The 20,260-nt window shown below is 62.9% G+C and carries 21 protein-coding genes; 8 read left to right on the top strand and 13 right to left on the bottom strand.

Features of this window, described 5'->3' with window-relative positions; all coding sequences use genetic code 11:
- Positions 1-2 precede the first annotated feature (2 nt).
- Genes AB0N72_RS07795 through glyA form a run of 6 tightly spaced genes read right to left on the bottom strand, consistent with a single transcriptional unit; the run spans position 3 to position 7,931 of the window.
- The gene (locus AB0N72_RS07795; protein ID WP_363934272.1) at positions 3-1,394 is read right to left on the bottom strand and encodes an L-serine ammonia-lyase; all 1,392 of its coding nucleotides are present in this window, start codon (positions 1,392-1,394) and stop codon (positions 3-5) included.
- Positions 1,394-2,032, bottom strand: a complete 639-nt coding sequence (locus AB0N72_RS07790; RefSeq protein WP_363934270.1) for a sarcosine oxidase subunit gamma family protein — start codon at positions 2,030-2,032, stop codon at positions 1,394-1,396. The genes AB0N72_RS07795 and AB0N72_RS07790 overlap by 1 nt, the downstream gene beginning before the upstream one ends.
- Entirely contained in the window at positions 2,025-4,970 is a 2,946-nt protein-coding gene (locus tag AB0N72_RS07785) for a sarcosine oxidase subunit alpha family protein (protein ID WP_363934269.1), read from the bottom strand. Before AB0N72_RS07785 ends, AB0N72_RS07790 begins: the two co-directional genes overlap by 8 nt.
- Positions 4,971-4,972: 2 nt before the next feature.
- Entirely contained in the window at positions 4,973-5,356 is a 384-nt protein-coding gene (locus AB0N72_RS07780; RefSeq protein WP_363934268.1) for a sarcosine oxidase subunit delta, read from the bottom strand.
- 17 nt (positions 5,357-5,373) lie between these two features.
- Positions 5,374-6,594, bottom strand: a complete 1,221-nt coding sequence (locus AB0N72_RS07775) for a sarcosine oxidase subunit beta family protein (protein WP_363934266.1) — start codon at positions 6,592-6,594, stop codon at positions 5,374-5,376.
- Entirely contained in the window at positions 6,591-7,931 is a 1,341-nt protein-coding gene (glyA, locus tag AB0N72_RS07770) for a serine hydroxymethyltransferase (protein WP_363934264.1), read from the bottom strand. Before glyA ends, AB0N72_RS07775 begins: the two co-directional genes overlap by 4 nt.
- A 151-nt stretch (positions 7,932-8,082) precedes the next feature.
- Between glyA and AB0N72_RS07765 the strand changes: the two genes are divergently transcribed.
- The 3 genes from AB0N72_RS07765 to AB0N72_RS07755 all read left to right on the top strand — a co-directional run bounded on the left by AB0N72_RS07765 (position 8,083) and on the right by AB0N72_RS07755 (position 10,957).
- The gene (locus AB0N72_RS07765; protein ID WP_363934262.1) at positions 8,083-8,754 is read left to right on the top strand and encodes a GntR family transcriptional regulator; all 672 of its coding nucleotides are present in this window, start codon (positions 8,083-8,085) and stop codon (positions 8,752-8,754) included.
- Positions 8,755-8,958: 204 nt separating this feature from the next.
- The gene (locus AB0N72_RS07760; protein WP_363934261.1) at positions 8,959-10,284 is read left to right on the top strand and encodes a histidine kinase; all 1,326 of its coding nucleotides are present in this window, start codon (positions 8,959-8,961) and stop codon (positions 10,282-10,284) included.
- On the top strand, positions 10,277-10,957 hold the full coding sequence (locus AB0N72_RS07755) for a response regulator transcription factor (protein WP_363934260.1): 681 nt from the start codon (positions 10,277-10,279) through the stop codon (positions 10,955-10,957). Before AB0N72_RS07760 ends, AB0N72_RS07755 begins: the two co-directional genes overlap by 8 nt.
- 144 nt (positions 10,958-11,101) lie before the next feature.
- On the opposite strand, the gene AB0N72_RS07750 is transcribed toward AB0N72_RS07755, so the two are convergent.
- On the bottom strand, positions 11,102-11,581 hold the full coding sequence (locus AB0N72_RS07750; RefSeq protein WP_363934259.1) for a DUF4383 domain-containing protein: 480 nt from the start codon (positions 11,579-11,581) through the stop codon (positions 11,102-11,104).
- 156 nt (positions 11,582-11,737) lie between these two features.
- On the opposite strand from AB0N72_RS07750, the gene AB0N72_RS07745 reads away from it, so the two are divergent.
- From AB0N72_RS07745 to AB0N72_RS07735, 3 genes are all read left to right on the top strand, one after another.
- Positions 11,738-12,709, top strand: coding sequence for a hypothetical protein (locus AB0N72_RS07745; RefSeq protein ID WP_363934258.1), 972 nt, complete (start codon positions 11,738-11,740; stop codon positions 12,707-12,709).
- A gap of 138 nt (positions 12,710-12,847) precedes the next feature.
- Positions 12,848-13,186, top strand: coding sequence for a metalloregulator ArsR/SmtB family transcription factor (locus tag AB0N72_RS07740; protein ID WP_363934451.1), 339 nt, complete (start codon positions 12,848-12,850; stop codon positions 13,184-13,186).
- Positions 13,183-13,647 (top strand): SRPBCC family protein, encoded by a 465-nt coding sequence (locus AB0N72_RS07735; protein WP_363934257.1) that lies wholly within the window; start codon positions 13,183-13,185, stop codon positions 13,645-13,647. The genes AB0N72_RS07740 and AB0N72_RS07735 overlap by 4 nt, the downstream gene beginning before the upstream one ends.
- Here the strand turns inward: AB0N72_RS07735 and AB0N72_RS07730 are convergent.
- The gene (locus AB0N72_RS07730) at positions 13,644-14,285 is read right to left on the bottom strand and encodes a LysE family translocator (RefSeq protein WP_363934255.1); all 642 of its coding nucleotides are present in this window, start codon (positions 14,283-14,285) and stop codon (positions 13,644-13,646) included. The two genes, AB0N72_RS07735 and AB0N72_RS07730, sit on opposite strands and share 4 nt — an antisense overlap.
- A 101-nt stretch (positions 14,286-14,386) precedes the next feature.
- On the opposite strand from AB0N72_RS07730, the gene AB0N72_RS07725 reads away from it, so the two are divergent.
- Entirely contained in the window at positions 14,387-14,842 is a 456-nt protein-coding gene (locus AB0N72_RS07725) for an Lrp/AsnC family transcriptional regulator (RefSeq protein WP_363934254.1), read from the top strand.
- On the opposite strand, the gene AB0N72_RS07720 is transcribed toward AB0N72_RS07725, so the two are convergent.
- The 3 genes from AB0N72_RS07720 to AB0N72_RS07710 all read right to left on the bottom strand — a co-directional run bounded on the left by AB0N72_RS07720 (position 14,839) and on the right by AB0N72_RS07710 (position 17,541).
- Entirely contained in the window at positions 14,839-15,486 is a 648-nt protein-coding gene (locus AB0N72_RS07720; RefSeq protein ID WP_363934252.1) for a hypothetical protein, read from the bottom strand. The genes AB0N72_RS07725 and AB0N72_RS07720 overlap by 4 nt on opposite strands.
- Complete coding sequence (locus tag AB0N72_RS07715; protein WP_363934250.1) at positions 15,483-16,973, bottom strand: WXG100 family type VII secretion target; 1,491 nt, start codon at positions 16,971-16,973, stop codon at positions 15,483-15,485. Before AB0N72_RS07715 ends, AB0N72_RS07720 begins: the two co-directional genes overlap by 4 nt.
- A 106-nt stretch (positions 16,974-17,079) precedes the next feature.
- The gene (locus AB0N72_RS07710; RefSeq protein ID WP_363934449.1) at positions 17,080-17,541 is read right to left on the bottom strand and encodes an Lrp/AsnC family transcriptional regulator; all 462 of its coding nucleotides are present in this window, start codon (positions 17,539-17,541) and stop codon (positions 17,080-17,082) included.
- A gap of 362 nt (positions 17,542-17,903) precedes the next feature.
- Here AB0N72_RS07710 and gluQRS point away from each other — a divergent pair, with 362 nt between their 5' ends.
- Complete coding sequence (gene gluQRS / locus AB0N72_RS07705; protein WP_363934248.1) at positions 17,904-18,791, top strand: tRNA glutamyl-Q(34) synthetase GluQRS; 888 nt, start codon at positions 17,904-17,906, stop codon at positions 18,789-18,791.
- A 30-nt stretch (positions 18,792-18,821) separates the two neighbouring features.
- On the opposite strand, the gene AB0N72_RS07700 is transcribed toward gluQRS, so the two are convergent.
- Both AB0N72_RS07700 and AB0N72_RS07695 read right to left on the bottom strand, forming a co-directional pair.
- Positions 18,822-19,589 (bottom strand): hypothetical protein, encoded by a 768-nt coding sequence (locus tag AB0N72_RS07700; RefSeq protein WP_363934247.1) that lies wholly within the window; start codon positions 19,587-19,589, stop codon positions 18,822-18,824.
- A gap of 38 nt (positions 19,590-19,627) precedes the next feature.
- The gene (locus tag AB0N72_RS07695; RefSeq protein ID WP_363934246.1) at positions 19,628-20,239 is read right to left on the bottom strand and encodes a WHG domain-containing protein; all 612 of its coding nucleotides are present in this window, start codon (positions 20,237-20,239) and stop codon (positions 19,628-19,630) included.
- Between the last annotated feature and the right edge of the window lie 21 nt (positions 20,240-20,260).

Below are 20,260 nucleotides of genomic sequence, written 5' to 3'. Positions count from 1 at the left end.
GGTCAGCACTCCACTACGTTGACAGCGAGGCCTCCGCGGGAGGTCTCTTTGTACTTGGATTTCATGTCCGCGCCGGTTTCGCGCATGGTTTTGATGGCTTTGTCCAGGGACACCTTGTGGCTGCCGTCGCCGTGCAGGGCGAGCCTGGCGGCGTTGATGGCTTTGACGCTGGCGATCGCGTTGCGTTCGATGCACGGGATCTGCACCAGCCCGCCCACGGGGTCGCACGTGAGGCCAAGGTTGTGTTCGATGCCTACTTCGGCGGCGTTTTCCACCTGCTCCGGCGTCCCGCCGAGAACTTCACAGAGTCCCGCAGCAGCCATGGAACAGGCCGAACCCACTTCACCCTGGCAACCAACCTCGGCACCTGAAATGGACGCGTTGATTTTGAACAGGATTCCGACGGCGGCCGCCGCGAGCAGGAAGCGCACGACACCGTCGTCGTTGGCTCCCGGCACAAACTTGGTGTAGTAGTGCAGGACGGCAGGGACAATGCCGGCCGCACCATTGGTGGGTGCCGTGACGATCCTGCCGCCCGCAGCGTTTTCTTCGTTCACGGCCAAGGCGAACAGGTTCACCCATTCCATGGCCAGGAGCGGGTCCGTGGAGTCCGAGCCGTTCAGTTCGGCGTCGGTTTGGGACAGCTTCTTGAACAACGACGGCGCCCGTCGCCTGACCTTCAGGCCTCCCGGCAGGATTCCCTCGGCAGAGCAGCCGTTGTCCACGCATTCGCGCATGACGGCCCAGATGCCCAGAAGGCGTTCGCGGAGTTCCTCTTCGGAACGCCACACGAGTTCGTTGGCCAGCATGATGTCGGAGATGGATTTGCCTTCGCGTTCGCAGATGGCAAGCAGCTCATCGGCAGTATTGAAGGGGTAGGGAAGCACGGTGTCGTCCGCTACTACTTTGTCCGCTCCTGAAGCATCCCCGTCCACCACGAAGCCGCCACCGATGGAGTAGTAGCTGCGTTCCCGCAACACTGTCCCGGTGTGGTCCAAAGCCCGGAACGTCATCCCGTTGGGATGGGCGGGCAGCGACTTGCGGCGGTGCAGGACAACGTCCTCGTCCCAGTTGAAATCCACCCGGTGGTCGCCGCCCAACCGGAGTTCGGCGTCGAGCGCTGCAGCTGCAACCTGGTCGTCGGCGGTGCGGGTGTCCACTGTTTCGGGGGAGTGGCCCTGGAGTCCCAACACCACGGCCTTGTCGGAGCCGTGGCCCCGGCCGGTGGCGCCCAAGGAGCCGAAGAGCTCAGCCTGGACGCGCACCGTAGCCGGGAGCTGGCCGGATGATTCGAGGCCATCCGTGAACTGCTTGGCCGCGCGCATCGGGCCGACCGTGTGCGAGGACGACGGCCCGATGCCCACAGAAAACAGGTCAAGCACACTCAGTGCCATTACGGGACCTCAGGCGACGCGTATTCCCGCATGGCGTCCAGGAGCCAGCGTCCCAGGAAGTCGGCAAAGGAGGCCCGGGGAAAGATCCGGTAGGACTCATCCGAGGTCTTCCACAGCATCACCGGGATGTGGGCAAGCTCCGTGGAAACAGCCGTGCCGGGCTTGAAGACGCGCGGGTGCAGGTCCAAGGAGCAGGTCTTCTCCAGCACGGCCCGGGCCTGGCGTCCGGAGAGCTCGAACGTGGTGCGGTTGGCGGACAGGTCCACCACCTGGCCTGCGTCGCTGCCCAAAGCCGCGGTCAGGTCGCTGACCAAGGATCCGCCCAAGGAATCGTGGGCTTCCTCCGGGGCTACCACCAGGAACTCGGTGGGACCGAGCCACAGGGTGTTCACCGGACCGGTTCCCGTCACCTCACCGCACGTGGCAGGCAAGCCGCCGGTCACGGACGCAACCCGGGTACCGGCGTCGGACGTCCGGTCAACGCGGATCCCCACCATGGCCTGGTACGGGATCTCGGTGAGCGTCACGGTTCCCGGAATCGAACCGGAGGCGAAGGCATCAGCCAGGTGTTCGGCCGGGCTGCGACGGGCGCCCCGGACGCGGTTGACGGTTTCTGCTGGTGTTGCTGTTTCAGCCATCTTTGCGGGTCCCTTCAGCATCGAAAAGTACGGTTTCGCCAACAACCACGTCCACCAGTTGGTCTCCCACCGAGGCCACGAGGGTCTCGCCGATGCGGTTGCGGCCATTTTGAATGAGTGCCAGGCCGAAGGAGCGGCCCAGCGCGGCGCTGTGGTAGCTGGAGGTCACGAAGCCCTCCATGGGTACGGGCCCGTCAGCGGGGTTGACCGGGATGCCCTTCTCCACCAACTGCGTGCCTTCAGGCAGACGCAGCGAGTGGTCAACGGGAAGGACGCTCACCAGGTGCTTGCGGTCCTCCCGGCTGGCGTCTTCCCGGAGGTAGGAACGCTTGCCGATGAAGTCCTTGGCCTTGGAAACAATCCAGTCCATCCCTGCATCCTGCGGGGTGACTGTGCCGTCGGTGTCCTGTCCGACGATCGGGTAACCCTTCTCGGCTCGGAGTACGTGCATGGTTTCGGTGCCGTAAGGGGTGATGTTGAACTCGGCACCTGCGGCAGCAACGGCTTCCCAGGTGTTCAGCCCGTACCAGGACGGGACGTTGATTTCGTAGGCCAGTTCGCCGGAGAAGGAGATACGGCAAACGCGTGCCTGCACTCCGGACGCCAGCGTGGTTTCGCGGAAGGTCATGAACGGGAAGGCTTCAGCATCCAGGCCACCGTTTTCGGCGAGCTCCGGGGCAACCTTCGCGATCACTGCGCGGGACTTCGGACCAACAACTGCGATGGTGCTCCACTGCTCCGTTACGGACGTGAAGACAACATCGAGTTCCGGCCACTCCGTCTGGTGCCACTCTTCCAGCCAGTCCAGCACCTTGGCGGCACCGCCCGTTGTGGTGGTCATGAAGTAGCGGTCCTCGTCCAGGCGCAGGGTCACGCCGTCGTCGAAGATCATGCCATCGAGGGTGCACATGACGCCGTAGCGGGCGGATCCCGGTGCGAGCTTCTTGAAAGCGTTGGTGTAAACGCGGTTCAGGAATTCGCCGGCGTCCGTGCCACGGATCTCGATCTTGCCCAGCGTGGTTGCGTCCATGAAGCCCACGGATTCGCGGACCGCTGCGCACTCACGCAGGACTGCCGTGTCCATGTCCTCGCCGGACTGCGGGTAGTACCAGGGGCGCTTCCACTGTCCAACATCTTCGAACAGTGCCCCCTGGGCAACGTGCCATGGGTGGATGGAGGTGACGCGGGCGGGGTCGAACAGCTCGCCGCGCTGGCGGCCGGCCAAAGCCGCGAACGCCACCGGGGTGAACGGTGCGCGGTAGGCCGTGGTGCCGATCTCGCCGACGCCGGGAACCGTGTCAGCGCCACCGAACTTCAACGCCGCGGCAATGACGCCGATTGCGTTGACGCCGGAGGTCTTGCCTTGATCGTTGGCGGTGCTGATGGAGGTGTACCGCTTGACGTGCTCTACCGAGCGCATGCCGGCACCGGTGGAACGCAGCACGTCGGCTACGGACTGATCGCGCTGGAAGTCGACGAAGTGGTGGTGCCATTCGCCCGGTTCTCCGGTCTGTCCGGGAACCAGCCAGAGCTGGCGGCTCGGTGCGGTTGCCACAGGAGCCTGGAGTTCCACAGGCTTCACAGTGGATTCGAAGCCAGCGGCAATGGAAGCGGCGGCACCGGCGGAGATGCCTTCGGCCAGGCAGTCCTGCAGTTCGTAGCTGCCACGGCCTGCGCCCACAACCTGCTGGTCGCGGACCACGCTGGAGGGGATGAAGGCAGCGAGCTCATCGTCCCAACGCAGCTTGCCCTGGCGCTGGCTGTGGAGGTGGACCACCGGGCTCCAGCCACCGGAAACGGCCAGCAAATCGGCAGCCAGCTGTTCGACGCCCGAGGTGAGTTCGCCGTCGTCGTTGATGCTCCGGACGGTGACGCCGTTCAGTCGGCCCGACTCATCCGCGGACGTGTCCGCCACTGCACTGCCGATGAGGACCCGGATACCGGACTCGACGGCGGCTGCGGCCTTCGCGCTGATCTGCGGACGGGCATCGACGACGGCGGCAACCGCCACGCCTGCTGCCTTCAGGTCCGCGGCAAGTGCGTAAGCGGAATCGTTGGTGGTGCTGATGACCACCCGCGAGCCGGCGGCAACAGCGTAACGGTTCAGGTAGGTCCGGGCAGCGGAGGCGAGCATGATGCCTGGGCGGTCGTTGTTTTCGAACACCAACGGACGCTCGTGGGCGCCGGGAGCCAGGACAACCTGCTTGGCACGGATGTGCCAAATACGCTGGCGGGAGACGCCCGGGGCGGCAGGAACACTCAGGTGGTCCGTGCGGTTCTGGGCTGCGATGAAGTAGTTGGAATCGTAGGAACCGAACGCGGTGGTGCGGTTCAGGACCGTGCATTCAGCGGCGGAAACCAGCTCGGCTTCAACGTCGGCAACCCATTCCAGCGCAGGCTTGCCTTCGATCTTGTCGGCAAGTTCAGGTGCAGTCGAACCGGAGAGCAGCGAGCCGCCGAGTTCAGGCTGGTCGTCGATCAGGATGACGCGGGCGCCGGTGCGGACAGCTTCGCGGGCTGCTGCCAATCCTGCAACACCGCCGCCGACCACCAGGACGTCCGTGTGGACGTACTTCTTGTCGTATTCGGCCTTGTCCTCGTTCGGATCCAACTTTCCAAGGCCGGACAGGAGCTCGATGTTCATGCCGTCCACCAGCGAAACCGCGGTGGCAGGAAGCATGGATTCGGCAACATGGCCTGGGAAGCGGGGGGCGATCTTGACCAGGGCGTTGGACTCTTCCACGCCTGCGGCCATGATGCCTCGGGGGCGGTCCTCGTAAAGGGAGTTGCCTGCGTTGATGTGGCCGTTGGCCAGCAGTGCAGAGGCGATGGTGTCGCCGGGGTGGCCGGTGAATTCCTGGCCACCCACAGTGAAGCGCCAGGAGATGCTGCGATCGATGCGTCCGCCGGTGGCGAGGCGTGCGTTCTTGCTGGTCACTTCTAGACTCCTTCCGAGGAGGTGGGTGCGGGGGCTGCCGTGGATGTCGTCGGGGCGCCCGGGGCGAGGCCCGGACCGCCCGCTTGGCCGGCCACGCCGGCGCTTGTTCCGGTGGTGTCCGGTCGGGGCTGGCCCATCGCGTAGATGGAGTGGATGTCGTAGCTCACGGTGTCGCGGAGCATGTTGAACCACTGCCTGCAGCCGGTGCTGTGGACCCAACGCTCGGCGAAGGTGCCCTTGGTGTTCTCGCGGTAGAACAGGTACTCGGCCCATTCGCGGTCGCTGAGGTCGTTCGGGTTCTCCGGGTAGGCGATGTGAGCCTGGCCGCCGTAGTGGAATTCGGTTTCGTCTCGCGGCCCGCAGTTGGGGCATGAAATGAGGAGCATGTCTTTTCCTGTCCTGGCTAGTGGGCCACGGCGGCGGCGCCGTGTTCGTCGATCAGCGCACCGGTTTCGAAGCGCTCCAGTGCGAAGGGCTTGTTCAGCTTGTGCGGAGCGCCGGTGGCGATGGTGTGGGCAAACGTCAGGCCGGCAGCGGGGGTTCCCTTGAAGCCACCGGTTCCCCAACCACAGTTGACGAACATGTTCTCCACCGGGGAGAGGCCAACGATCGGCGAAGCATCGAGTGTGGTGTCCACGATGCCGCCCCACGTCCGGAGTACGTGTGCACGGGCGAAGATCGGGAAGAGCTCAACAGCTGCTGCCATCTGCTCCTCGATCACGTGGAACGATCCGCGCTGGCCGTAGCCGTTGTAGGAGTCGACGCCGGCGCCCATCACCAGTTCGCCCTTGTGGGCCTGGGATACGTACACGTGGACGTGGTTGGACATGACCACCGTGGGGTGGACGGGCTCGTGCAGTTCCGAAACCAGCGCTTGCAGCGGGTGGGATTGGATCGGGAGGCGGAAGCCGGCCATCTCGGCCAGCACGGAACTGTGGCCGGCGGCGCAGAGGCCTACCTTTTCGGTGTTGATGGTGCCGCGGGTGGTCTGGACACCGGTGACCCGGTTGCCGTCCTTGATGAAGCCGGTGACTTCGCAGTTCTGGATGATGTCCACACCGAGTTCGTCGCACTTGCGGGCGAAGGCCCAGGCGACGTGGTCGTGCTTGGCGATGCCTGCACGCGGCTGGTACGTAGCCCCCATGACCGGGTAGCGGATGTTGTCGCTGGTGTTCAGGATGGGGCAGAGTTCCTTGACCTGATCGGGTTCCAGCCACTCAGCGTCCACGCCGTTGAGACGGTTGGCGCCCACGCGGCGCATGCTCTCGCGGACGTCGCCCAAGGTGTGTGCGAGGTTCATGACGCCGCGCTGGCTGAACAGGAAGTCGTACTCGAGTTCCTCGGGAAGGATCTCCCAAAGCTTGAGGGCATGCTCATAAATGGCTGCGCTCTCGTCCCAGAGGTAGTTGGAACGGATGATGGTGGTGTTGCGGGCCATGTTTCCACCGGCCAGCCAGCCCTTTTCCAGGATGGCGATGTTGGTCATGCCGTGGTTCTTGGCCAGGAAGTAGGCGGTGGCAAGGCCGTGCCCGCCGCCGCCGACAATCACGGCGTCGTAGCTCTTTTTCGGGTCCGGGTTGCGCCAGAGGAAGTCGGGGTGTTCGGGGAGGTGGTCCGCGCTCACTGGGCTGCTCCAATCAGTTCTGCTTCGGTTTCGGATACGGCGCCATTGCCGAGGTGGGGGTAAAGCGGGAACTTCTCCGCCAAGGCGGTCACGCGGTTGCGGAGTTCGACGGCGGTTTGGTCACCCAGGGTGCCGGTGGCCGCCGCGGCGATCAACGCCGTCGCAATGATGTCTGAGACTTCAGTGAATTCTTCGGCACCGAAACCGCGGGCGGCGAGGGCCGGGGTGCCGATGCGGAGGCCTGAGGAGACCATCGGCGGGCGGGGGTCGAACGGGACGGCGTTGCGGTTGACCGTGATGCCGATCCGGTGAAGGGTGTCTTCAGCCTGCTGGCCATTGAGCTCGGAGTTGCGGAGGTCGGCGAGGACCAGGTGCACGTCGGTTCCACCGCTGACCACGGAGATGCCGGCGGCTGCAACGTCGTCCTTGAGGAGGCGCTCGGCCAGGATCTTGGAGCCTTCGAGGACGCGCTCCTGGCGTTCCTTGAACTCAGGCTCTGCCGCGAACTTGAAGGCGACGGCCTTGGCTGCGATGACGTGCTCCAGCGGTCCACCCTGCTGTCCGGGGAACACTGCGGAGTTGACCTTCTTGGCGATGTCGGCGTCGTTGGTGAGGATGACGCCGCCGCGGGGTCCGCCGAGGGTCTTGTGCGTGGTACTGGTGACGATGTGGGCGTGGGGGACCGGGCTCGGGTGCAGCCCTGCGGCGACCAAGCCGGCGAAGTGTGCCATGTCGACCATCAAGTAGGCGCCAACGGAATCTGCGATCCGGCGGAATTCGGCGAAGTCCAACTGGCGGGAGTAGGCGGACCAGCCGGCAACGATCAGCTGGGGCTTGTGTTCCTGAGCGAGTGCTTCAACCTCGGCCATGTCCACCGTGTGGGTGTCCTCGCGGACGCCGTAGGGCACCACGTTGTAGAGCTTGCCGGAGAAGTTGATACGCATGCCGTGGGTCAGGTGGCCGCCGTGGGCGAGGTTGAGGCCCATGATGGTGTCGCCGGACGTGATCAGCGCGTGCATGGCAGCGGCGTTGGCCTGGGCGCCGGAGTGCGGCTGCACATTGGCGAATTCGGCACCGAACAGTGACTTCAGGCGGTCGATGGCGAGCTGCTCGATCACATCAACGTGTTCGCATCCGCCGTAGTACCGCTTGCCCGGGTAGCCCTCGGCGTACTTGTTGGTCAGCACCGAGCCCTGGGCTTCCATGACGGCCGTGGGGGCGAAGTTCTCAGAGGCGATCATTTCCAGCGTGGACTGCTGGCGGATGAGTTCCTGGGCGATCGCCTGATCGACCTCCGGGTCCGCCTGTGCGAGCGGGCGGATCAGCGGTTCAACCATGGTGTTCTCCTTCAAGGGCTTGTCTAGTGGCCGACTGTTGGGCAACTGATATATTAGAACTGTTGCCATAGTATGTTGAAGATCACATGGTCGTCAACAGGTCTGCGGCAACTCGTCCACCAGACTAGGATTGCGACAACGGGAGAGAGTCATGAGCACAGTTTTGGAAGCACTGGAATCCGCTCCGCAGGGCACGTCCTTGGCGGACAACGCCTATTTGCTGCTGCGCGACAGGCTCATCATGTTGGACATCAAACCCGGCGATCCCATCAATGACGGCCAGATCGCGGCTGAGCTGGGCATCGGCCGCACTCCCGTCCGCGAGGCCATCAAGCGCCTGGAAAGCGACCACCTCGTGGTGTCCTATCCGCGCCGCGGCACCTTTGCTACCGGCGTGGACATCACGCAGCTCGCCGAAGTGTCCGAGATCCGCGAGCTCCTGGAGCCGTTGGCATCCGGGAAAGCTGCCCGGATGGCCAGCCCGGCAATGCGGGACGAACTCCGTGCCGTCGCTGCGGCCATCCGTGACCTTGAGGGCCAGGATGCCTCCTCAAGTGAACTCATGCGATACGACATCCAGGTCCACCGGCTTATCTACAAAGCCTCGGCCAATGCCCATCTTGAGGATGTCCTCATCCGCTATGACAACCTCGCCACCCGAATCTGGTGCCACATGCTGGAGAAGATGCCTTCCGTTTCAGGGCACATCTCCGAGCATGCCGACCTTCTCACTGCCATAGCCGACGGCGACGAAGAGCTCGCCGCCAAGCTGGCAATGCATCACGTGGTCAGCTTCGAAGAGACCATCCGCAAGGTCCTCTAGACGCTCGCTCACGTTCCGGGTGCTTGCGCTGGTCGCTCGTTCACGTTCCGGGTGCTTGGGCTGGTCGCTCGCTCACGTTCTGGGTGTTTGGGCTGGATGCAGATTCTTCCTTGAGGATGATTATTCTGGCCCGGAGGTGGAGATCGCGGGTGCAGCACCGTTTTCGTCCGTTTCACTATCCTTGCCATGGATAGTGTGGCTGGCATGGAACTTGCGTTGAGACTAAGTCGGCTTTGGGGCGCCCCAGCCGCGGCTGTGATCTTCTTTGTGTTGTGGTGCATCGCTGAGGCCGGAAGGATGGGACCCGGGCTTCAATACTGGCCGGGGGCCGTAACTCTGGTCCTGATGACCATCGCCGTTGCACTCGCCACTTGGAAGCCCTACGCCTCGCTGGCCTCGACTGCGGCTCTACTGCTTGGTCAGTTGCTTCATGTGTTTCCGCCAGTTGCCGCAAACCATTGGGCGATTTACTTGGGTTCCTTCGTGTCTCTTGGCTTCATCATGTGGCGGGGCTCCAAGCTTCAGCGGATCGTCGCAGCCGGCTTCAATCTGGCGTTCGCCGCCGTCATGACGTACATGATGATTTCTGCCCGCTACGGCAACGGAGTTGGCTGGTTCAGGCCGTTGTATATAGGGGACAGTGTTGTCCTCCGACAGTACTGGTGGCAACTGTTCCCTCTCCTCTTGATCATCGCAGCCGCGTGCACTGTAGTCGGGATCCTGGCAGCACTCTATGAGGACCGCAGGATGCTCTCCAAGGCCCAAGCGCAGACAGAAGCCAACCTTAAAGAAACGGAAATCGAACTGGTAGTGGAGCAGGAGCGCACCCGGATCGCTCGCGACCTGCATGATGTGTTGGCCCACTCATTGGCTGTCATCGCTGCCCAAGCCGATGGCGCGCGATATCTAAGCCAAGCCCAGCCAAAGCCCGTCTTGGAAGCCCTTGAACACATAGCTTCATCCGCAAGGCACGCACTGGTGGACGCGCAGCGGGTTATCGAAGGCGTGAGGGACGACGGCATGGTCGCCCCTCAACCGCTGATAAGCGATGTCAAACCTTTGATGGAACGTATGCGGCAGGGCAACCTCGATATTCAGCACAGTGAAAGCGGGGTGCCGGTTGACCTTGGTTCGGGGCAGCAGCTCGCCGTCTTCCGAATCGTCCAAGAGTGCCTCACAAACGCGCTTAAGCATGCCGGCAGGGGCGCCGCCGTGCGGGTGCATTTCGACTGGAGCGGCCCCGGACTGACGGTTCACGCTTCCTCCGCGCTTCCGGTGTCCGTTTCATTGGGGGAAACGGGCGCCGGTAGGGACCAAAGCCGCATTGGACGAGGGATCGCCGGCATGCGTGAGCGTGCCCATCTGGCAGGTGGATGGTTGACGGCTGGCCCTGACGGCGGGCAATTCCGGGTGACTGCTTTTCTGCCTTATGGGGCGATGACCGGGTCGCTGCCATCTGGCACTGAATCGCGTGAGGGTATCGCGAACCAAACAGACGTAGCCGCTCGGGAGGCCGCTGACCGTGGTTGACGCGTCCGGGACTGTTTCTGTTGCCCTGATTGATGACCAAGCCCTGTTTCGGGCGGGGATCCGGATGCTTGTTGAAAGCCAGCCCGACATGGTGCTGGCGTGGGAGGCGGGTGACGGCGGCGAAGCGGTTTCCCTGGCTGCTGAACACGCGCCGGATGTCATGCTCATGGACCTCCGCATGCCCGTCATGGATGGTGTCACTGCCACGAGGATAATCTCCGCTGCTGCCAAGCGTGACGGTACGGAAAAGCCGAAAATCATCGCACTGACCACGTTCAATCGTGACCAGGCGGTGGTGGAAGCAGTCCAAGCCGGAGCCAGCGGATATCTCCTCAAAAGCGCCGAGCCGGAGTTCCTCCTGGCTGCGATCAGGACGGTCCATGCCGGGTACTCCGTCATTGCGCCTGGATCAGTCCACGATCTCTTTCAGCATGCGGCCAGAACAGTGCCGGTCGCCTCGCCGAATCTATCTGTTCTGGAACCCCTGTCTGCGCGGGAACGTGATGTCTTCCTCTTGGCCGCCAAAGGCTTGAGCAACGGCGAGATGGCTGGGAGCCTCTTCGTATCCGAGGCAACGGTCAAGACCCATCTGCGTAGTGTCCTCACGAAACTCGGTGTTGGAACGCGCCTTCAACTCGTGGCCTTCGCGTACGAAAACAAGCTTCTCGGGTAGCTTCGGTCGGTCGTCGACGCCGGCCCCCGACTTAGCGCCGGCCCCCGACTTAGCGCCGGCGCCACCAAGTGGCCGCAACAGAATGGCGACCGTCCCCGCGAAGGGGGCGGCCGCCGTCGTTGTTCTGCCAGTCGATACGGAGGGTTACATGCTCCTGCGTGTCGTGGTTGTTTCGTCCATCGCGTCCCTGCCAAGCCAGGCGCCGAGGCCGATCATGGCGACGCCAAGGATCAGGTGGAGCCAGTTGTCGGCCGTGTTGAACGGCACGAAGTTGGCGCCCGTTCCCTGGTTGATGACCAGGCCGTAGATCCAAAGAACGATGTATACGGCGCCGCCGCCAATAAGGAACAGGCGGGCCATGCGTGCGTTCCTTGCCATGGCCAAGCCGGCCGCGCCAAACAGCAGATGAACGATGTTGTGGAGTATGGACACTTGGAATACTCCAAGCAGCATGGCGCCGGATTCATGTCCTGCAAAGGTCATGGCGCCGTAATTGGTGGTGATTCCGGGGATAAAGCCCAGGACGCCTACCAGCAGAAATACAATGCCAACGCCCATGGCGGTGTTGCGAAGCGTCAACCCCATCATGTGGTGGTGTTCGGCGGGGTGCGAAGCGGTGGTCATCAGTCCTCCCTTTCACGCGGTTACCCGGCTCTTCTCATGGAGAGCCGACCTGCGGCAAGGGGTGTGGCAAAACCTTGCCGACGCCGCCATAATACTCCTGAATTGCTTCCGATAGCAGGGGATGAGCCCAGTTCAGGTGCCGGTTAGCATGGATTCATGAGCCAAGTGCCGAACGGTCGCGTGCACACAATTTTCCATGATCTACGGGACGTGACGCCTTTCCGGGAGGGGTACGTCCGGACGCCTGTGCGTGGCTTGGCTGATGGTGTGAACGATGTCCTTTCCGGTGTCCTCAGCGGCCGGGACCATGCGCGTCTGTCGCTGGTGGGCGGCGTCCCACGGCTGAAAATGCTCTCCTCCAAGCCTGCCAAAGCGATGCATGAGGCCGTATTTTCTTCCACGGAACCCGACCGTCTCCTCGCCTTCGCCCGGATGAACCCGGGATGGGCCGGCCTGTGCCACATCATGGCCGGCCTCCTGGTTTACAAGCACGGCGGGTACCTGCGGGCCTCGGAACTGCTGCAGCGCGGCTTAACGACAAGGATCGACGACGACGCGAGCCAGTTCTCTGCGACCTACCTTAGGCAGGTGGTCACCCGGGTCGAGGTCGCCGAACGCATCGAGGTTCCGGTGCTGTTCAGCGAAGAATCCGTGTTCCTGGCGCTTGCCCATTGTCTTCGGGAAATGGGGATGACCGAAGCCGCACTGGAAGCTGTGGCGGGTTTGCCGCCGTCGTTGCCTTCTGCCTTGGCGCGCTGCACGGCGGCGTATTCACTGGAACGCCACCGCGACGTGGTGCTTTGGACCGAGGGCTTGCTGAACACCGACGATCTCTCGGCTGCCCTCTTGCTGATCCGGGCGCGGTCGCAACGCGCCAGGGGCGACTTTGAGTCAGCGCAGGCTGCGTTGAAGGAAGTCCTGCGGCGGCGGAAAACCAATCTGGCTTTGAAGAATGACGCACTGACCGACCGGGCCCTCCTGGCGCTCGATCAGGGTCGGCGCACGTTGACTCCCCGCTCCAGGCGGCCGGCTCCTCCGGCTGAGCTCGAATCGATGGAGGTCATCCGCAAGGACGCCGAGATGCGGCGCTTGTGGGAGAACGACTTCAGGCAGTTGGGCGGGGAATAAAGGCCATTGCGTTGGGATCAGCAGAGGCGTAGCCTGTTAATCAACCAAATCGTTGATAAAGGATCTGGTTGACTAAAAGGGGTTGGCGAGTTGGTGGAACAAGAGGTTGTGGGTCCTGACAGTCTTGACAGGGCTTTCATGGCCTTGGCGGATCCGGTCAGGCGGGCCATTGTTGCCCGGCTCTCGCGGGGAGAGGCCACAGTCAACGAGCTTGCCGAACCGTTCGCGATCAGCAAGCAGGCTGTGTCCAAGCACATCCAGGTACTGGAGCATGCCGGGCTTGTGACCCGCTCCCGGGACGCCCAGCGCAGGCCCGTCCACCTTGACGCCGCTGCTTTGGAACGCATGACGGCCTGGATCGATCAATACCGCCTGATCGCCGAGTCCCGCTTCCGGCGCCTGGATCAATTGCTTGCCGCTGACATCTCCCACCAGGAATCCCACCAGGAACAAGGAAAGACAGAGGAACCGAAATGAGCAATGAAACCACCATCACCGCCGACGACGGCGTACCGTTCGTTGACACTGTCCGCGAATTCGACGCTCCGGTCAGCGCAGTCTTCAAAGCCCACGTCGACCCGGACCTCTTGGCTAAATGGCTGGGGCCGCGCAATGCCAAGCTGAACATCACCAGGTACGACGCGACCACCGGCGGCAGTTGGCACTACGAGAGCGGACATGAGGACGCCATGTTTGGCTTCCGCGGCATCTTCCACTCGGTGGAAACCGACGCGCTGATCATCATGACGTTCGAGTTCGACGGCGCGCCCAACCAGGTGGGCATCAGCACCACTACATTCGAGGAAGTCGGCGGCCGCACGCGCATCGTCGCGCACGAGGTCTACCCCTCGGTGGAAGCGCGAGACATGGCTTTGGCCACCGGAATGAACTACGGCGTGGTGGAAGGATACGAGAGGCTGGACGAACTGCTCGCCTAGTGCAGGGGCATTAGTGGCAGGATCTGTTCCGACAACAGCACCGTCCCCAAGCCGATCATGACGATTCCGCTGGTCAGCGTCACGGCGCGGGCGGCGCCGGGCCGGGAGGCGAGCAGTTTTCTGGAGGCCAAGGCAACGGCCGTGTACACCATTCCGGCAAGGATCACGAAGGTCAGGCCCAGCAAGCCCGACTGTACCGGGACGGGCAACGACGCTTCCGGACTGACGAACTGGGGCACCAGGGCCACGAAGAACAAGAGCCCCTTGGGATTAATGCCGCTGGTGCCCATGCCTTGGAAGAACGTCCGGATTTGGTTTCCGGAATTCACGACGCCGTCTTCCGCACTGAAGCTCGCACCCCGCCACGAGCGGATGGTACCGATGCCGAGCCACAGCAGGTAAGCCGCACCGGCGATTGTCAGCCACCCCAGGAGACCGGGGACCCCGGCCAGAAGGGCGGCCAATCCTGCGGCCATGAGGAGAGTATGGATGACGTAGCCGCTGCAGAGACCGGCAACGGCGGGAACGAAACTGCGCTGGCGCAACCCGGCTGAAATCGAGTAGGCCCAGTCGACGCCGGGTGTGCAGGCCAAGGTGGCCGCCACGAGGATGAAGGCGAGGAACAGCTGTGGGTTCACGTTCTCTCCAGAGTTGGTTGGTAGGAAAACTCTAGGGAAAAAGCGCCCATAAGTGTTCCCGTTTTTAGCCCTGAAGTGGCCGCTTTGGGTAAGATTATTGCGTGATTGACGGTATCGATAGAAGCATTTTGCGTCACCTCAAAGAGGACGGCCGAATGACAGCCACGGCGTTGGCTTCCAAGGTCGGCTTGACCGTGGCGCCGTGCCACCGGAGGCTTCGCGATCTGGAGACTACTGGTGCCATTCGCGGGTACCGGGCGGACATTGATCCGGCGGCCGTGGGGCTGGGTTTCGAGGCCATCGTGTTCGTGACCCTGCGCCAGGTTGACCGGGGAACCATGGCCGCGTTTGAGGCACGCGTTACGGCCAACCCCAACATTGTGGAAGCCCAGCGGCTCTTTGGATCGCCGGATTACCTGTTAAAGGTCATTGCCGCAGACCTGCCCGCCTACCAGCGCTTCTATGACGACGAGCTCGCGGCCCTTCCCGCTGTGGAACGCTTGACGTCCACGTTGGTCATGAAGAACCTGAAGACCAACATCGGGCCGCCTGTTTAGGCAGCAGGTGAGGGCTTATAGCTGGCAGGGGTCACATGCACGATGATGACCTGGGTGTCCTTGGATCCGTCAAAGCGGAGATCATAGTTGACCTCAAGGCCCGTGCTGGTTCCTGAGGTCAGCGAGTAGTCGCTCTTGGCAGAAGGGTCTTGTCCGTTGGAGGTAATCCAGTGCTCGGCGTCATCTGCGTCGATTCCGTACTTCTGCACGCCATCGCGGATCAGGGCATTGAATTCCTCGGCGGAGCCTGCAGTCAGGAAATACGTGACCTCGGTGAAGTCAGGGCGGGCGTCGGTGGTCTTGAAGCGGATTCGGTCCGTTTGGGCGCTGATCTCCCCGCTGGGGCCCACGATGGTCAGGTCTACTTTCCCCGAGTCCTGGGTGTTGATCTCCGGGCCATAGCTGTCCGCGGACACACGCACGGCCGATTTCTGGAGTGTGCCGCTGCTCATGTCCAGCCTTGCCCGCTTGTCCGTCCTGATCCGGTCAACACCTGCGGCATCAAGCGTGGAGAATTCCGAGGTAATCACTGTGCTCCCTTGGGAAGTTGATGGTGCAGCGGGTACGGGTAACTGGCAGGCCGTGGTGGCGAGGATTGCCATGGCCAGGGCGGTGGCCGCTGCCGGTTTCGGGATCCTGGTCATTGGTGGACCTCGGCGTCAAAGCCATCCAGGAACCGGTCCATGATGCCCGGAATGTTGTTGGTTGGCCGGTACTGTTCCACCCGGTCGTTGAAATCGGAGGCGATGATGTCCCTGGCTTGTTGGGGGTTATTGGCCAGCAGGTCCTGGTAGGCCGGGAGGGTGTCCTGTTTGATCAGGGCCCACCGTTGCCCGGCGTCGGCAATGTTGCCGTCCGGGAAGCCGGTGGTGAAGTCCGTCCGGAACTGAGCCGGGTTGTCCCAGCTGGTGAACGGAATGTTCTCCGGTCCGGGGCTTTCGACGCTGAACTTGTACGGGAACACTTCGGGATAGCTCTTTGCTCCTGGAATCGAGGGTTCACCGGCCAGGGTGACCATGTATGTCACGGCTTCCCCTCCCGGATGGTTCCGCATGCCAGTGTAATCGTCCGCGATGATCTCGTTCTGCTCCCTGTAGAGCAGGGCCGTGTTGCCTTCCTTGACCTGCGCGGGGTCGCCGGAATCGATCTGCGCCCAGGCTTCCGCGGTCGCAGGATCGATGGCGCCGGAGTCCTTGAGGCGGTTGATCTCGTCGATTCCACCATTCATGTATGCCTGGTGCTGCCGGGCCTGATCCAGGAAGATCTCTTTGTTCATGTCCAGCATGGAGGTTTCGTAGAACTTGATCTCCTCGTCGGTCATGCCGGCAAGCTGCTCGATCTGGTCCAGGACGGGGATGGGGATGTCCGAGGCCGGATTGTCAGCGATCTGCTGGGCGAGATCGCGAAGCATTGCCATGTCCCTGAATCCGCCGGCGAAGGACGGGCCGATCATGTTCGCCATGCCGGCCCATTGAAGGTCCGGGTTGGACAGGAAGGCCTGCCCGTAGAAGTCGTAGACCTTCTTGATGGTTTCCCAGTTGTACTCGGTACCCTTGCTGGTGTCCCACGTGGAGGGGTCTATTCCCATCTCCCGCATGGCCTGTTGGTTCCAGTAGTCGCTGAGGAACTGGGAGTACTCGGGCGACTTCTTCTGGATCAGTCCGGAGTCGGCCGCCGCATCCATGGCCGCCTTGGCTGCTTCGGGATGCTCGAGCGCCCACTTCTTGAATTCGTCGCTGCGAAGGTACTCCGCCCGCTCGGAGGGTGTCATCCCGTTCAGTAAATCCGTGAGCTCCTGGCCGTTTCCGCCGGACCCCGGCCCGCCCGAGCCTTGACCGCCAGCCCCTGGTCCGCTGGCACCCCCGGTGCTTGCAGCGTCCTGCTCATCCGCGTTTTTCAGAATGCTCCGGGAAGCGGCCGTGATGCCGGAGGCCGCACTCTGGAGGGCCCGCAAGTGCAAGCTGTTCCATTCGTGACGGAAGCGGTCGCCGTCGTTACCCCGCCAGGGACTATTGGTGATGGACCCCGACAACTGTTGGCCCAAGGTGGTGAGGCTGTCCGCATTGCGGGCCAGTTCCTTGGCCAACTGCCGCAATTGCGCGACATCTGCGCCATAGAAGTTACCCGCCACGTTGCCCCCAATTGTTTTCTGCCCTCGGCCTGACCCCCATACTAGGCCGGGGCCCGCGCGCGGCACATGGGGACAACTTCCCTTATGTGCATAACTACCCGATACATCACTGCTCGTTGAGCAGCCCCGTTGTCCGGTAGGGAATTACCTCCCGAAGGAACATGCTGGTGGACGTGCGGACAATTCCCGGGCACAGCCGGATTTCCTCGGAAACCCGGTAGAGGTCGTCCGGGCTCTTGGCGACCACCCTGATGATGAGGTCGGTATCTCCCGCAGGCGCGTGGCATTCGAGGACTTCCGGAATCTCGCGCAGGGCCGCGATGGCCTCGTTCAGGTGGCTTTGGTCGAGTTCCGCGCTGACCGCGGCAGCCACTCCGCGACCCAGGGCCGAGGGGAGGACCCGACTGCTGTTTGAGCGGAGCGCACCCGAGGTCGTCATCCGTTCCAAACGTGACTGGACTGTTCCGCGCGCGAGGTGCAGCTGTTGGGCAAGGACCATGATGGGGACGCGTGGGTCTTCGTCCAGAGCAGCCAGTATCCGGCGGTCGGTGGCGTCGAGTTCCTGCAAAATGCCCACTTCCTGTCCATGTTTCGATCCACGAGTAGTCAGATTGACCAATCAAGACCAAGTCTGTTGCACCTACTGTATGCCTCCTGCTGAAATAGTGGCAACGAAGCAGGACGAGGCTACCGCCGAAACCCGCCGGCACCAGGTATCCGGAACACCACCCGGAGTCCTGTACAGGTTTCCCGCAAGGAAGCAGCCGCTGATTGACTCTTGTTCACAGCATTGTCATTCTGCACTCGCCCGCTGATGTGGGCAGCACAATAAGAGCCCCTGAGCCACCGGATCGTTGCGGTAGCTGAGGGGCTCTTGTGTTTCCGGCGTCCCCGAACGGACGCACCGGCTCGCACGCATAGGCTTGGACCATGACTTCCGCAGGGCGATTTGCCCCGAGCCCCTCCGGTGAACTGCACGTGGGCAATCTCCGAACGGCCATCCTGGCGTGGCTTTTTGCCAAGGCAAGCGGCCGGGACTTTCTCCTCCGGGTCGAGGACCTGGACCGGGCGCGGTCCGGCGCGGAAGCGGAGCAGCTCCGCGACCTTCAAGCCGTTGGGATCACGTGGGATGCCGACGTGGTCCGCCAAACGGAGCGCCGCGCACTCTACGACCAGGCGATCCAACGCCTGGCATCAGAGGGGCGCACCTACGAGTGCTTCTGCACCCGCAAGGAGATCCAGGAGGCGCCATCGGCCCCGCACGCTCCCCAGGGTGCATATCCGGGGACTTGCCGCCGGCTCTCTGCTGCTGAAACAGAGATTCGGCGTGCGTCGCGTCCGGCCTCGATCCGCTTGCGGTCCGAGGTCATGCAGTGGGCTGTTGAGGACCAGTTGCGCGGCACTTTCGTGGGAGTGGTGGATGACTTTGTGCTGCGTCGAAACGACGGTGTAACCGCCTACAACCTGGCTGTGGTGGTGGACGACGCCGCCCAGGGAATCGACCAGGTGGTGAGAGGCGACGACCTCCTCCCGTCCACCCCGCGGCAGGCGTACCTGGCCACCCTGCTGGGCCTTCCGGTCCCTGAATATGCGCATGTTCCGCTGGTGGTAAACCACGACGGCGTGAGGCTGGCAAAGCGCGACGGCGCGGTCACGCTGGGCGACCTCGCCGCCGTCGGAATTCCTGCCCACCGTGTACGCGACGTACTGCTGGAGTCCCTCGGCCTGCCCGGTGGCCCACTGCAGGACGCCCTGGTGGAATTCGACCCTGCAGCCCTCCCCAACGAGCCCTGGGTGTGGAAAACTCCGCTTGCCTGAGCGGGCACCACAGGCTGGCCGGACCTGGCTTCATGGCTTCCAGGCGAGAAACTCCTTGGCTGTTTTGGACCCTGATGGTCCGATCCAGATTCGCGACTGGTCGTCGGCGTGCGCGGGATTGAACAGCACCGCAACGGCGTCATGTTTTCGGGGGAGAAGGTCGGCACGCCATTTGCCGATCTTTTGAACCCAACGTTCCGTTCCCATATGGTCAATGAACTTCACTGTGGCTACGCCAACGTAGATCCTCGCTCCGTCGTCGTTGATGGGAATGTCTTCCACAAGCCCTTCGGTAACCATTCCGATGGAAGCTGTCTCTTCCAATGCGCGTTGTGTCTTGAGCCTCCGGCGTCGCGCGAGGAATTTCAGGACCAGCCCGGTTACGGCAAGGCTGATTGCCATCACTGGTATCAGTCGCCACCCGGCAGGGTCCTCAGGCCATGGCGCAATAGTCAACGAGGTATATGAGCCCCCGGCGATGGCGGCCCATCCCAGCACGGGGAGGCTAATTGGGCTGTTGCCCGAGCCGTAATACCGGCCTTGCATCAGGACGCCGAATCCCCAGACTCCAGTGGTGACAAAGAAGCCAAGGATAAGGGCTATGAGTGACGAAGAATCGTCAACCAGCTCAGGGCCCTGGACCTCTTTGCCCTGCAAATACAGAACTCCAAAACCCCACCCGAATGACCACGCAACCACAAGAGCTGTGCAAATCACGTACATCACCAGGGCGCCTGTTGATCCAACCCGCTTTTGCCGACGTCGTTCGGCAGCTTCCAAAGGGTTAATGGTGGTCATGTGAGCAGTATTGCACCCAGACCTTGACCCTGCGCGTCCTAAGCGGCCTGCGCGGCAGGGACCCCGGTGGCCATGCCCGCCCACAGCGTGTCAGTTGTTGCGGCCACGGCATCATCCACGGGCATGCCGTCCAAGTGTTGCCCTGCCGCGAGGAGGGCGGCACCGTGGAGGCTGACGAAGCACACCATGGCCAGCGTCTCCGGGTTGCCGGGGGCCAGTTCGCCGGCTTCCTGGGCCTCGATAATCATCGCCTTGGCTATCTCAATGCCTTGGCCTCCGGTGTTTCGCAGCTCAGCGCTGGAATCCGGGTGGTGCTTGGTGGAATACATCACGGTCAGCAGGGCCGGGTGGGCTACTGCAAAGCCCACATAGGCTTTCGCAACGCTGACGAAGCGCTCCCGCAGGTTGTCGCGGGCCTCGGAGGCGGTCCGGATGCGGCGGTTCATCAACTCGAAGCCGGCCATTGCCAGGGCGTCGATCAGCGCCTGCTTGTCGCGGAAGTGCTTGGCCGGTGCCCCATGGCTGACGTTGAGGTCCCGGGCGAGCTGGCGCAGGGAAAGTCCTTCCACGCCGGCTTCTTCTATGGTCTCCATGGCACGTTCCAAGAGGGCTTCCCGGAGTTTTCCATGGTGGTAGGGCTGCTCGATCATGGATCCAGTCTAGGGCAATGT

The organism is Paenarthrobacter sp. NPDC089307 (genome assembly GCF_040685055.1).
Classification (GTDB): Bacteria; Actinomycetota; Actinomycetes; order Actinomycetales; family Micrococcaceae; genus Arthrobacter.
This window is presented reverse-complemented; position numbering and strand designations above follow the sequence as displayed.

Bases quoted from the DNA above. Each gene is read 5' to 3' on its own strand.
- AB0N72_RS07780 (WP_363934268.1), bottom strand. From the start codon at position 5,356: ATGCTCCTCATTTCATGCCCCAACTGCGGGCCGCGAGACGAAACCGAA.
- AB0N72_RS07765 (WP_363934262.1), top strand. From the start codon at position 8,083: ATGAGCACAGTTTTGGAAGCACTGGAATCCGCTCCGCAGGGCACGTCC.
- gluQRS (WP_363934248.1), top strand. From the start codon at position 17,904: ATGACTTCCGCAGGGCGATTTGCCCCGAGCCCCTCCGGTGAACTGCAC.
- AB0N72_RS07795 (WP_363934272.1), bottom strand. From the start codon at position 1,394: ATGGCACTGAGTGTGCTTGACCTGTTTTCTGTGGGCATCGGGCCGTCG.
- AB0N72_RS07720 (WP_363934252.1), bottom strand. From the start codon at position 15,486: ATGACCAGGATCCCGAAACCGGCAGCGGCCACCGCCCTGGCCATGGCA.
- AB0N72_RS07700 (WP_363934247.1), bottom strand. From the start codon at position 19,589: ATGACCACCATTAACCCTTTGGAAGCTGCCGAACGACGTCGGCAAAAG.
- glyA (WP_363934264.1), bottom strand. From the start codon at position 7,931: ATGGTTGAACCGCTGATCCGCCCGCTCGCACAGGCGGACCCGGAGGTC.
- AB0N72_RS07750 (WP_363934259.1), bottom strand. From the start codon at position 11,581: ATGACCACCGCTTCGCACCCCGCCGAACACCACCACATGATGGGGTTG.
- AB0N72_RS07740 (WP_363934451.1), top strand. From the start codon at position 12,848: ATGGCCTTGGCGGATCCGGTCAGGCGGGCCATTGTTGCCCGGCTCTCG.
- AB0N72_RS07790 (WP_363934270.1), bottom strand. From the start codon at position 2,032: ATGGCTGAAACAGCAACACCAGCAGAAACCGTCAACCGCGTCCGGGGC.
- AB0N72_RS07695 (WP_363934246.1), bottom strand. From the start codon at position 20,239: ATGATCGAGCAGCCCTACCACCATGGAAAACTCCGGGAAGCCCTCTTG.
- AB0N72_RS07745 (WP_363934258.1), top strand. From the start codon at position 11,738: ATGAGCCAAGTGCCGAACGGTCGCGTGCACACAATTTTCCATGATCTA.
- AB0N72_RS07735 (WP_363934257.1), top strand. From the start codon at position 13,183: ATGAGCAATGAAACCACCATCACCGCCGACGACGGCGTACCGTTCGTT.
- AB0N72_RS07760 (WP_363934261.1), top strand. From the start codon at position 8,959: ATGGAACTTGCGTTGAGACTAAGTCGGCTTTGGGGCGCCCCAGCCGCG.